General features: G+C 65.5%; 11 protein-coding genes. 4 read left to right on the top strand and 7 right to left on the bottom strand.

Translation table 11 applies throughout. The annotated features are described in order from the left end of the window. The first annotated feature begins 12 nt into the window (after positions 1-12). The 4 genes from BI327_RS22150 to BI327_RS22135 are packed head-to-tail and all read left to right on the top strand — an operon-like array spanning position 13 to position 3,691. Entirely contained in the window at positions 13-807 is a 795-nt protein-coding gene (locus tag BI327_RS22150; RefSeq protein WP_076862856.1) for an enoyl-CoA hydratase/isomerase family protein, read from the top strand. A 4-nt stretch (positions 808-811) separates the two neighbouring features. Beyond that, a complete protein-coding gene (locus BI327_RS22145) occupies positions 812-1,564 on the top strand; it encodes an SDR family NAD(P)-dependent oxidoreductase (RefSeq protein WP_076862854.1) in 753 nt (250 codons plus the stop codon). Between the two features lies 1 nt (position 1,565). After that, complete coding sequence (locus BI327_RS22140; protein ID WP_076862852.1) at positions 1,566-2,501, top strand: alpha/beta hydrolase; 936 nt, start codon at positions 1,566-1,568, stop codon at positions 2,499-2,501. Further along, entirely contained in the window at positions 2,498-3,691 is a 1,194-nt protein-coding gene (locus tag BI327_RS22135; RefSeq protein ID WP_083742186.1) for an acyl-CoA dehydrogenase family protein, read from the top strand. The genes BI327_RS22140 and BI327_RS22135 overlap by 4 nt, the downstream gene beginning before the upstream one ends. A 175-nt stretch (positions 3,692-3,866) precedes the next feature. On the opposite strand, the gene BI327_RS22130 is transcribed toward BI327_RS22135, so the two are convergent. The 7 genes from BI327_RS22130 to BI327_RS22100 are packed head-to-tail and all read right to left on the bottom strand — an operon-like array spanning position 3,867 to position 11,311. Then, positions 3,867-4,613 (bottom strand): NAD(P)H-dependent oxidoreductase, encoded by a 747-nt coding sequence (locus BI327_RS22130; protein WP_076862851.1) that lies wholly within the window; start codon positions 4,611-4,613, stop codon positions 3,867-3,869. A gap of 5 nt (positions 4,614-4,618) precedes the next feature. Continuing rightward, the gene (locus tag BI327_RS22125; RefSeq protein WP_076862850.1) at positions 4,619-5,779 is read right to left on the bottom strand and encodes an ABC transporter substrate-binding protein; all 1,161 of its coding nucleotides are present in this window, start codon (positions 5,777-5,779) and stop codon (positions 4,619-4,621) included. Between the two features lie 33 nt (positions 5,780-5,812). Beyond that, the gene (locus tag BI327_RS22120) at positions 5,813-6,859 is read right to left on the bottom strand and encodes a branched-chain amino acid ABC transporter permease (protein ID WP_076862849.1); all 1,047 of its coding nucleotides are present in this window, start codon (positions 6,857-6,859) and stop codon (positions 5,813-5,815) included. Next, positions 6,859-7,731, bottom strand: coding sequence for a branched-chain amino acid ABC transporter permease (locus BI327_RS22115; RefSeq protein WP_076862848.1), 873 nt, complete (start codon positions 7,729-7,731; stop codon positions 6,859-6,861). Before BI327_RS22115 ends, BI327_RS22120 begins: the two co-directional genes overlap by 1 nt. Further along, a complete protein-coding gene (locus BI327_RS22110; RefSeq protein ID WP_245334901.1) occupies positions 7,732-9,669 on the bottom strand; it encodes an AMP-dependent synthetase/ligase in 1,938 nt (645 codons plus the stop codon). It abuts the gene before it with no gap. Further along, positions 9,666-10,460 carry an ABC transporter ATP-binding protein gene (locus BI327_RS22105; protein ID WP_076863202.1) on the bottom strand — a complete coding sequence of 265 codons (795 nt, stop codon included), beginning with the start codon at positions 10,458-10,460 and terminating at the stop codon, positions 9,666-9,668. The genes BI327_RS22110 and BI327_RS22105 overlap by 4 nt, the downstream gene beginning before the upstream one ends. Then, positions 10,457-11,311: an ABC transporter ATP-binding protein gene (locus BI327_RS22100; protein ID WP_076862847.1), complete on the bottom strand. Its 855-nt coding sequence runs from the start codon at positions 11,309-11,311 to the stop codon at positions 10,457-10,459. The genes BI327_RS22105 and BI327_RS22100 overlap by 4 nt, the downstream gene beginning before the upstream one ends. Between the last annotated feature and the right edge of the window lies 1 nt (position 11,312).

Raw genomic sequence — 11,312 nt, 5'->3', positions numbered from 1 at the left:
AAAGATCTTGCCATGATCGACAAGGGCCCCGTTCTGCTCGACATCACCGACGGCATCGCGCGGCTGCGGCTGAACCGGCCTGATGCGGCCAACGGCATGAGCGCCGAGCTGCTGAGCGCGCTGTGCGACGCCATCATGATCTGCCACGGCCATCCGGATTTGCGCGTCGTGTTGTTGAGCGGCGAGGGCACCAATTTCTGCGCGGGCGGCGACGTTCGCGCCTTTGCTTCCAAGGGCGAGAAGCTGCCGGACTATATTCGGCAAGCCACTGCCTATCTGCAGAATGCAGTGACCGGATTGCTGCGGCTGGAAGCGCCGGTCATCGCCTCGGTGCAGGGCTTTGCGGCGGGCGGTGGCGGCTTCGGCCTGGTCTGCGCGTCCGACCTCGTGATCGCGGCGGAATCGGCCAAGTTCCTTGCCGGCGCGACGCGGGTGGCGATGGCGCCGGATGCCGGCGTCTCGGTCACGCTGTCGCGGCTGGTCGGCCTGCGGCGTGCGATGTCGATCCTGCTCACCAACCCGGTGATCTCGGCCGCCGAAGCGTTACAGATAGGCATCGTCACCAAGGTCGTGCCCGATGCCGAGCTTGCCGATGCATCGCTGGCGCTGGCGCGCGAGCTTGCGGCCGGTGCGCCGAAGGCGTTGGCGGCGACCAAGCGGCTGGTCTGGGCCGGCACCGGCAGCAGCATCGAGCAGTGCCTGTCGGAAGAGGCGCGCACGGTCGCCGAGCTCTCGGGGATGGCCGACGCCCGCGAAGGGCTCGCCGCCGTGATCGAGCGGCGCAAGCCTGTATTCACGGGGCGCTGACGCGGTGGCCGGCACCTTGCCATTCGGGCGTCTCGACGGCCGCCGGGCCTTCGTCTCCGGCGGCGCACGCGGCATTGGCGCCGCCATCGTCCGCAGCTTTGCCGGCGCCGGCGCCAGGGTCGTGATCGCCGATCTCGATGCGGCCGTGGCCTCGGAGCTCGCCCGCGAGACCGGCGCAGTCGTTGCAGGGCTCGACGTCAGCGACGCCACCGCAGTGCAGGCCGTGATGGCGCAGGACGGCCCGTTCGACATCGTCGTCAACAATGCCGGTATCGATCAGCATGCCTACTTCACCGAGACGACCGCGGACGATTGGGCTCGCCTGATCGCGGTCAATCTCACCTCGGTCTTGGCCTGCACCCATGCCGCGTTGCCGGCAATGCAGGCAGCACGCTTCGGCCGCATCATCAATGTCACCTCGGAGGCGGCGCGGCTCGGCTCCAAGGGCGGCGCGGTCTATTCCGCCGCCAAGGGCGGCGTGATCTCCTTCACCCGGAGCATTGCGCGGGAGAATGCGCGCTTTGGCATCACCGCGAACGCGATCGCGCCGGGGCCGATCCGCACGCCGATGCTGGAGCAGGCGGTCGCGAAGGGCGGCGACAAGATCCTGCAGGCGATGACCGGCGCGACGTTGCTCGGCCGCCTCGGCGAGCCGGAGGAGGTCGCCGCTGCCGCACTGTTCCTGGCCTCCGACCAGGCCGCCTATATCACCGGCGAGACGCTCGGCGTGTCCGGCGGCATGGGCATCGGCGGCTGAGATGGGTAACGCGGGCGACGATATTGCAATCGATCCGGTCGAACGCGCGATCGCGCGCTTGCGTGCGATCTATCGGAACTGGACCCGCGAAACGACCGTGGCGCAGATGCGCAGCGATTGGGACGCGGCATTTGCCGGCTGCTCGGTGCCGGTGACGTGTCAGCCGGTCTCCGTCGGCGGCGTCGATGGCGAATGGCTCGTGCCGGCCAACGCACCGCGCGACAAGGCGATCCTCTATTTTCACGGCGGCGGCTTCCGCATCGGCTCGATCGCTTCGCATCGCGATCTGGCCGCGCGCATTGCCGATGCATCCGGCTGTCGTGTGCTCTCGATCAACTATCGGCTTGCGCCGGAGCATCGCTTTCCCGCCGCGCTGGACGAGGCGTTGATTGGCTATCAGTATCTTCGCGAACAGGGACTGCGTCCGGCGGAGATTGCCTTCGCCGGCGACTCGGCCGGCGGCAATCTCGTGCTCGCTGCGATGCTGGCGGCGCGAGACCGTGGCTTGCCGCTGCCGGCGGCCGGCGCTCTGATGTCGCCCTGGACCGATCTCGCTGCGACCGGCGCGAGCTATGAGAGCAGGGCTGAGGCCGATCCGATCCACCAGCGCGCGATGATCCTGGCGCTGGCCAGGAACTATCTCGGCAAGGACGGCGATGTCAGCGATCCGCTGGCCTCGCCGCTTTATGCCGATCTCGCCCGTCTACCGGCGCTGCTGGTGCAGGTCGGAGATCGCGAGACTGTGCGGGACGATTCGACCGAGCTGGCTGCCCGCGCCAAGGCCGCCGGTGTCGACGTCGAACTCCAGGTCTGGGACGGCATGATCCACGTGTTCCAGATGTTCCCCGAGATTCCGCAGGCGCGAGAGGCGATCGCATCGCTGGCGAAATTCCTGCGCAACCATCTTCACATCGGCCACCAGAGGGCGCCACAATGAACGTCATGACCTCGGACCCGCGCCAGCTCACTGAAGCCGAATTCCACTTCTCGGAGCCGCCCAACCTGCCCGAGGAGCTGCGCATGCTGCGCGAGCAGGTCCGCCGCTTCGTCGAGAAGGAAGTGGTGCCGCATGCCGAAGCGTGGGAGCGCGACGGCAAGATTCCGCGCGAGATCTATCGCCGCATGGGCGCACTCGGCTTCCTCGGCATGCGCCACGCGGCCGAATATGGCGGCACGGACATGGGGCCGCTGGCTTCGATGGTGTTCGCCGAGGAATTGGGACGCTCGAGTTTCGGCGGTTTCACCTCCTCGATCCTCGTGCACACCGATATGTCGGCGGTGCACATCAGTCTGCGTGGTACGCCGGAGCAGAAGCAGAAATATCTGCCTGCGATCATCCGTGGCGAGACGGTCTGCTCGATTGCGGTGACCGAGCCCGATGCCGGCTCCGATGTCGCGGGCCTGAAGACGCGGGCGCGGCGCGACGGCGACCATTGGGTGATCAACGGCGCAAAGATGTTCATCACCAACGCGGTCTATGGCGACATCCTGATCGTCGCCGCGCGCACCGACCCGCATGCCAAGGGCAGTCGCGGCATCTCGCTGTTCATCGTCGAGCGCAGCACGCCCGGCATCACGGCGACCAAGCTCGATAAGCATGGCTGGCTCTGCTCGGACACCGCCGAGCTCGCGTTCCAGGACGTGCGCGTGCCGGCCGAAAATCTGCTCGGCGAGGAGAACAAGGGTTTCTATGGCATCATGGAGACCTTCCAGAACGAGCGCATCTGCATCGGCGGCATCTGCGCCGGCGAATCCGCCAAGGCGATCGAGCTGACGACGAACTATGTGAAGACACGGCAGGCGTTCGGCGGCCCGCTCTGGAACCAGCAGGGCGTGCGGCTGAAGCTCGCCCAGCTCGCCGCGAAGGCCGCCGCGGCGCGGGCGCTGGCCTATCAGGCCGCCGAGCTCGCTGCGGCCGGGAAGGAATGCCTCCGCGAAGTGTCGATGGTCAAAGCACTGTCGCCGGAGGTGCTGCACGAGGTCGTGCATGGCTGCCTGCAACTGCACGGCGGCTCAGGCTTCATGCGCGGCACCGCGATCGAGCGCATGGTGCGCGACGCCCGCGTGCTGACGATCGGCGGCGGCGCCACCGAGGTGATGCTGGAAGAGGTCGCCAAGCGGATGTGATTCTTCCTTACCTCGCCCCGCTTGCGGGGAGAGGTCGGATCGCATCGCTGATGCGATCCGGGTGAGGGGGAGTCTCCGCGAGTGCTTCTATCAACATGTGCGCGGAGGCAGCCCCTCACCCCAACCCTCTCCCCGTAAGAACGGGGCGAGGGAGCGCACTTCCGTCGCGGCAACTTTACTTTGTTACGGATTTGCCCTGTCCAACAGCCTGCGCCGCGACACCCGGCTTCAGCCGCCAGTCCTCGCCAAAATCCGCCAGCGGATGGAAGAACAGCGGCTCGGTGGTCTCGATATGCCGTAGCCGCGCCGCATAATCGTCGAGATAGCGATGCCGCGTCGCTTCGTCGACGAAGTTCACCGAATACGACACAAACGGCGGCAGCACCTTGCAGCCGGCATAGGCCAGCGTGCCGTTCTGGATCGGCCACAGCACCACGTCGAGCGCGCCGACCAGCCCGTCGGGCGCGCACATGCCAGGATAGGCCGCGGTCGAGGTCACGACCATGGCGCGGCGGCCACTGAGGCCGCCGGTGTCATAACGGCGGCCGCTGCCATAGACCGCACCGTTGACGAAGACGCGGTCGATCCAGCCCTTCATGATGGCGGGGACGGAGAACCACCACAGCGGAAACTGCAGGATCAGGACATCGCACCACAGCAGCTTCTCGATCTCGGCGGCGATGTCGCCGCTGAGCCCACCATGTTGCAGATTGTACTTCTGCTCGCGGTCATATTGCAGCCGGTCGGGAAACCGCCGCTCGCCGAAGTCGTCGGCTGTCGCCACCGGGTTGAAGCGCATGGCGTAGAGATCGGAGATCCTGACCGCGTGCCCGAGCGCGGTCAATTCGGCCACCGACCGCGCCAGCATTGCAGCGTTGAACGACTGCGCCTCCTGATGAGCAAAGACGATCAGGACCTTCATCGCTCTCAGTCCACCGGCTTGAAGCTGAGCGTCGCCGCGTCGGCCTGCATGATCTGGAGCTTCTGGTTGGAGAAGCGGACGCCGGGGCCGAAGCTGATCGGCGCCATCACGCCGGTCTCGACGTTCTTGGTCTTCTCCAGCTCCGCGATGGTGCAGGCCCAGGTCGGCTGCTTGCCGCAGCGCTCGATCGCCGCGATCAGCACCTTTGCGGCGGCGTAGCCGGTCATGGTGTAGCGGTTGATGCCCTTGAACTCGGCCTCCGAGACCAAAGGCTTGGCCTTCTCCAGAAACGCCTTGCCGGCTGAGCCCGCGAACGGCTCGACATAGTCGACCGCGTAGATGCCGTCGCCGGCCGGTCCCATCAGCTTCAGCACCGGCTCGATGCGGCCGGGCCAGAAAATGCCGGTCACCGGCTTGATGCTGAGCTTCTCGAGCTCCTTCATCATCGCGATGTTCTCGGCGATGATGCCGCCGGCCAGGAACACCTCGGCGCCGGACTCCTTCAGCTGCAGCATGTCGGACGAGAAGTCCTGCTGGCCCTTCTTGTAGTTGCCGCTGTAGACGACATTCAGCTTCTTGGCCTTGACCACGGAATCGAATCCGTCGCGCACGGTGATGCCGTAGTCGTCGTCCTGGGTGATCAGGCCCCATTTCTTGCCGGGGTTCTTGTCGGCGAGGAAATTGACGAGGTGGATGATGCCTTCCTCGTAGGATTGCCCGACCACGAACACGTTCTTGCGCGGCGGCTCCCACAGGAACTTGACCGGCGCGACGTCGATCACGGTCGGGATGCCGGATTTTTCCAGCACCGGCATCACGGCGATGGATTGGCCGGAGCCGGAAATGCCGATCATCGCAAAGACTTTGTCGACGTCGATCACTTTCTTCGCGCCTTGAATGGTGCGCGCGGTGACGTAGCCGTCGTCTTCGAGAACATATTTGATCTTGCGGCCGTTGATGCCGCCGGCGGCGTTGGCTTCTGCGATCGCGATCTTGTGGCCGATCGAGGCCGCGACGCCGAGCAGCGCGGGCGGACCGGTCAAGGGCTCGACGTCGCCGATCAGGATCTCGCTGTCGGTGATCCCGGGATCGGCGGCCGCCGCCGGGCCGATGGTAAGACAGGACGCTGAAAGCAGCAGCGAAGCTGCCGCCAGATGTTTGATCATTGTCTCCTCCTCATGGTGTCGTGTCTTTTCTTGTTAGTAGCGCAGCGGCCAGTGCACCCAGGCCCGCCTGATGTCGTGCCAGGCGCCGACCAGCCCCCTCGGCTGGAAGCGCAGGAACAGGATGATGACGAGGCCGTAGAGCATGCTCTTCAGCTCCTGCGCGCCGGTCGTGAAGGTCGCGTCCATCTGCGCGCTGAACAGGCTGAAGACGATCCGTGTCGCCTCCGGCAGCAGCACGATCAGGATGGTGCCGAGCACGGCGCCGAGCGCAGAGCCGAGGCCGCCGACGATCAGGATCGCCAGCGCCTCGATCGAGAGCAGGAACGGAAAGCCCTCGACGCTGACGAAGGAGAGATAGATGCCGTAAAGCGCGCCGGCGATGCCGGTGATGAAGGCCGAGGTGACGAAGGCGAACAGCTTGTAGGCATGCAGATTGATGCCCATGACGCGGGCCGCGGTGTCGTTATCCCGGATCGCAACGAAGGCGCGGCCGATCCGGCTGCGGCGGATGTTGAGGGTGGCGAGCAGCGTCAGGACAGCGATCGCGAGGCAGAGGTAGGTAAAGGCCGCATCGCTGTCGAAGCTGACGCCGAAAATCTCCGGCCGCTGCACCTGGATGCCGCGCGCGCCGTTGGTCAGCCAGCGCATCTCCAGGATCACGGTGTTGATGATGAAGGAGAAGGCGAGCGTGGTGATGGCGAGATAGAGCCCCTTGAGCCGCAGCGACGGCGCGCCGACGATCAGGCTCGCCAGCGCCGGCACCACGCCGGCGCCGAGGAAGCCGACCAGCGGCGGCATGTGGTACTTCGAGACCAGCACCGCATAGGCGTAGGCGCCGGTGACGAGGAAGCCGACATGGCCGAGCGAGATCAGGCCGGTGTAGCCGGTCAGGATGTTGAGCCCGAGCGCGCCGGTCACCGTGATCAGGATGATCATCAGGAACGACAGCGCATAGGAATTCAGCAAATAGGGCGCCGCAATCAGCGCCAGCAGCAGCACCGCCGACCAGAGCCACACCGGCGGGGAATCGATCAGCGCAACCAGCTCGCCATAGCTCTGCTTGTAATCGCCGGTCCGCATCACACCCTCTCGATATCGCGTTCGCCGAAGATGCCGAACGGGCGGACCATCAGCACGACGATGATCATGGCAAAGCCCGCAACTTCCTTCATGCCGGAGCCGAGATAGCCGCCGGCAAGGTTCTCGGTAATGCCGATCAGTAGGCCGCCGAGGCCGGAGCCGAGCACGGCGTCGAGGCCGCCCAGGATGGTGGCCGGAAACGCCTTCAGCCCGAGCTGGAACATCGCCGGCGACAGGTCATAGGACAGCGCGAAGAACACACCGCCGATGCCGGCAATCACCGACGACGCGGCCCAAGCCAGCGCGTGCACTTTGGTGGCGCTGATGCCCATCAACAGCGCGGTGCGGTCGTCGGCGGCAACTGCGCGCATCGCGACGCCGACCTTGCTGTAGCGGAAGAATGCCCAGATCGCGGCGAGCAGCAGAAGCAATGTCGCGATCACGGCAAGCTGCCCGGTGCGCACGCCGATGCTGCCGAGATGCACGATGCCGCGGCCCATGCCGAGTTCGAGGCCATGCGGATAGGCGTCCCAGATGAAGTTGATCGCCGAGCGCAGGATCACCGCAAGCCCGATCGTGACCATCACGGTCGCGAACACCGGTTCGCCGAGCATCGGCCGCATCACCAGCCGCTCGATGATCAGCCCGAGCACGATTGCAGCGAGGATCGCGCCAACGGCTACGACGAACACATTGCCGCTGACCGTGGTCGAGATCGTCCAGGCGATATAGGCGGTGATCATGGTCATCTCGCCCTGGGCGAAATTGACCAGACCGGTGGATTTGTAGATCACCGCAAAGCCCATCGCGATCAGGCCGTAGATCGCGCCGATCGCGAGCCCCGAGATCAGCAGCTGGACGAGATACTGCATTCAGCCCTCCGCCTGGTAGATAATCGCGAGTTCGCGCGCGAACTTCTTCTCGATCATGGCGCGGCGGACCTTCTGGGTGGCGGTCAGCTCGCCGTCATCATGGTCGAGCTCCTTCTCGAGGATCGCGAAGCGCCTGATGTTCTCGACCCGGGCGAAGCGCTTGTTGGTCTCGCCCACGATCCGCTCGACCAGCTCGTGCACCTCGGGCAGCTGCGACAGCGACTTGTAGTTGGTGTACGCAAGTGCGCGGTCGCGCGCCCAGCGGCCGACATTGTCGTAATCGACCTGGATGATTGCGCCGAGATACTTCCTGGCCTCGCCGACCACGATCGCTTCCTTGATGAACTCGGAGTCCTTCAGCGCGTTCTCGATCTCGGACGGAGCGATGTTCTTGCCGCCGGCGGTGATGATGATCGCCTTCTTGCGGTCGACCACGGCGATCTCGCCATTGTCGAGGACATCGATGATGTCGCCGGTGCGCAGCCAGCCGCCCTGTTCCAGCGATGCCGTCGAGGCCTTCTCGTCGAGGAAGTAGCCTTTGAAGACGCCGGGGTTGCGCAGCAGGATTTCGCCGTCGGCATCACATTTCCATTCCGTCTGCGGCAGCGGGATGCCGCAGCCGCCGATCCGGTGATGGCTTGCGGTCTGGATGAAGGCGACGCCGCCGCTCTCGGTGAGGCCATAGCCCTGCGACACCGGGCGGCCGATGATATCGAAGAAGCGTAGCGTCTCCGGCGAGATCGATGCGCCGGCACACAGTCGGTGCCGGCTGTAGGCGAAGCCGAGATGGCGCTGCAGATTGCGGAACATCAAGAGGTAGAGAAGTCCATAGGCCGCGCGATCCAGCACGTTGGCCTTGCCGGCCTGCCGGCGGTCCGACAGCGTGCGGCCCCAGGCGAGGCAGGCCTTGGCGAAACCCTGTCGCAGCCGGCCGCTCTCGCCGAGGCGGAACAGAAAGCCCTGCTGCAATTTTTCGTAGATGCGCGGCACGCCAACGAAGAAGGTCGGCGCGATCTCGCGGATATTAATCGCGACGGTGTCGATCGATTCGGCGAACGAGACAGTGCCGCCGAGCACCAGATGCGTCACCATGCCGTAGCAGCGCTCGGCGACATGGCACAGCGGAAGATAGCTCACCGCCTCGAACGGCTTGTCGGCGATCCCAACGGTCTTGGCATAGGCATAGGCGGAATAGACCAGGTTGCGATGGGTCAGCATCGCGCCCTTCGGCGGACCCGTCGTCCCCGAAGTGTAGACGAGAATGCAGACGTCGTCGGGCGCGCCCTGGCTAATCAGGCGATCGAGGGTGGCGTTGGCCTCCGGGTTCGCTTGTGCGTAGGCCTTGCCGCGCTCGCATAGTGCGGCGAACGACATCAGCTCTGATTGCCGATAGTGCCGTAGCCCCTTCATGTCGATGCAGACCATGGCCTCGAGCTTCGGCAGGCCACCATTGTTGGCCATCGCGTCGAGCACCTTGTCGGTCTGCTCCTGATCGCCGGTGACGACGATCCGGGCGCCGGAATGCTTGACGATATATTGCAGCTCGACCCAGGGATTGGTCGGATAGATGCCGACCGCGACTGCGCCGATCATCTGGGCGCCGAGATCGGCGTAAAACCATTCCGGCGTGTTCTCGCCGGCGATGGCGACGCGGTCGCCCGGCTTGATGCCGAGCGAGAGCAGACCGAGCGCAACCGCGCACGCGGTGTCGTAATAGTGCCGCCAGGAATACGGATTCCAGATGCCATAGTCCTTTTCCCGCAGCGCCAGCGCCTCGCCGTGCATGGCGGCGCGCTGCCGCAGCAATTGCGGGATGGTGATGGCGGCATCCGCAAGCGCGGCCTGGAACGCGTCGGCTCCGGCCGCGGGCGCATTGCGGGCGGCGCTCGGCTGGAGCGGCGGATGAGCGGTGCGAAAACTGTCCAGCGTCGACATCATGCGCCTGCCTTCGCCATGGCCTCGGCGCGCTGGCCGCCGAGATAGGCCTCCGCGACGGCCGGATCACGCCTGATCTCGTCGGGCGTGCCTTCGGCGATCTTGCGGCCGAAATTCAGCACATGGACGCGGTCGGAAATGTCCATCACGATCCGCATCTCGTGCTCGATCATCACGACGGTGATGCCGAGCTCGTCGCGGATGTCGAGCACGAAGCGCGCGATGTCCTCGGTCTCCTCCTGGTTCATGCCGGAGACCATTTCGTCGAGCAGCAGCAATTTGGGCTCGCAGGCGAGCGCGCGGCCGAGCTCGACGCGCTTCTGCTGGCCATAGGACAGCGTGCCCACGACGGCGTCCCTGATGTGCTCGATCTCGAGGAATTCGATGATGTGCTCGACGCGCTGCCGCGCCGTGATCTCCTCGTTCCGGGTACGGCCGAAGAACACCACGGCGTCGAACACGGTCGAGCGCAGATGGGTGTGGCGGCCGGTCAGGATGTTCTCGACCACGGTGCCGTGCTTGAACAATGCGAGATTCTGGAAGGTGCGGCCGATGCCGACGGCGGCGAACTTCCACGGCGAAATGGTCGCAAGGTCAATGCCATCGAAGCCGATGCGGCCGCCGCTCGGCCGCAGTACGCCCGAGATCATGTTGAACAGCGTGGTCTTGCCGGCGCCGTTCGGGCCGATCACGCTGCAGATCTCGCCGGGCGCGACCTGAAGGCTGACATCGGCGACCGCCTGCAGGCCGCCGAAGCGCTTCGACAGGTTCTCGACCGTAAGCAGCGCGGTCACGACAGCCACCGCTTGCGGCGCTTGTAGTGCTTGACGTCGCGCAGGCTCTTGCACCCCGTCGAGGAGACGCCGAGATAGAATTCCTGGACGTCCTCGTTTGCGGTGAGCTTTTTCGCTGTGCCGTCGAGCACGACGCGGCCGGTCTCCAGGATGTAGCCGTAGTCGGCGATGTTGAGCGCGCGCTGCGCGTTCTGCTCCACCAGCAGCACGGTCATCTTCAGCTCGTCGCGCAGGCGGACGATCACCTCATAGATGCGGTCGATGATCAGTGGCGCGAGGCCGAGCGACGGCTCGTCGAGCGCCAGCAGCACCGGATCGGTCATCAGCGCGCGACCGATCGCCAGCATTTGCTGCTCGCCGCCGGACATGTAGCCGGCGATCTGATCGCGCCGCTCATGCAGCCGCGGGAACAGTGCGAACACCTTGTCGCGGCGCTCGCGCGCCTCGGCGCTGGTCCTGGTGTAGCCGCCCATCTGCAAATTCTCGTCGATGGTCAGCGCCGCGAACACGCGGCGGCCTTCCGGCACCTGCACGATGCCGCGGCGGACCAGCTCGTCGGGCGCAAGACGATGGACCTCGTCATTGCGGAAGCGGATGCTGCCGTTCTCGATCACGCCTTCCTCGGTATAAAGGATACCTGACATCGCCTTCAGCAGCGTCGATTTACCGGCGCCGTTGGAGCCGAGCAAAGCGACGATGTTGCCCTCGGGCACTGCGATCGAGACATCGCGGATCGCCTCGATCGCATTGTCGTAGACGATCCGGATGTTGCGGAATTCGAGCAAGGCATCCGGCGCCGTTGCGGCGAGCGGCGCAGCCTGGGGCGTCGGATGCGGGATCGTCGTCGGCATC

It is taken from the genome of Bradyrhizobium mercantei, assembly GCF_001982635.1.
Classification (GTDB): Bacteria; Pseudomonadota; Alphaproteobacteria; order Rhizobiales; family Xanthobacteraceae; genus Bradyrhizobium; species Bradyrhizobium mercantei.
This window is presented reverse-complemented; position numbering and strand designations above follow the sequence as displayed.

What these genes read in the sequence shown, in the direction of transcription:
- BI327_RS22125 (WP_076862850.1), bottom strand. Translation starts at nt 5,779, where the DNA reads ATGATCAAACATCTGGCGGCAGCTTCGCTGCTGCTTTCAGCGTCCTGT.
- BI327_RS22110 (WP_245334901.1), bottom strand. Translation starts at nt 9,669, where the DNA reads ATGATGTCGACGCTGGACAGTTTTCGCACCGCTCATCCGCCGCTCCAG.
- BI327_RS22130 (WP_076862851.1), bottom strand. Translation starts at nt 4,613, where the DNA reads ATGAAGGTCCTGATCGTCTTTGCTCATCAGGAGGCGCAGTCGTTCAAC.
- BI327_RS22150 (WP_076862856.1), top strand. Translation starts at nt 13, where the DNA reads ATGATCGACAAGGGCCCCGTTCTGCTCGACATCACCGACGGCATCGCG.
- BI327_RS22140 (WP_076862852.1), top strand. Translation starts at nt 1,566, where the DNA reads ATGGGTAACGCGGGCGACGATATTGCAATCGATCCGGTCGAACGCGCG.
- BI327_RS22135 (WP_083742186.1), top strand. Translation starts at nt 2,498, where the DNA reads ATGAACGTCATGACCTCGGACCCGCGCCAGCTCACTGAAGCCGAATTC.
- BI327_RS22100 (WP_076862847.1), bottom strand. Translation starts at nt 11,311, where the DNA reads ATGCCGACGACGATCCCGCATCCGACGCCCCAGGCTGCGCCGCTCGCC.
- BI327_RS22120 (WP_076862849.1), bottom strand. Translation starts at nt 6,859, where the DNA reads ATGCGGACCGGCGATTACAAGCAGAGCTATGGCGAGCTGGTTGCGCTG.
- BI327_RS22115 (WP_076862848.1), bottom strand. Translation starts at nt 7,731, where the DNA reads ATGCAGTATCTCGTCCAGCTGCTGATCTCGGGGCTCGCGATCGGCGCG.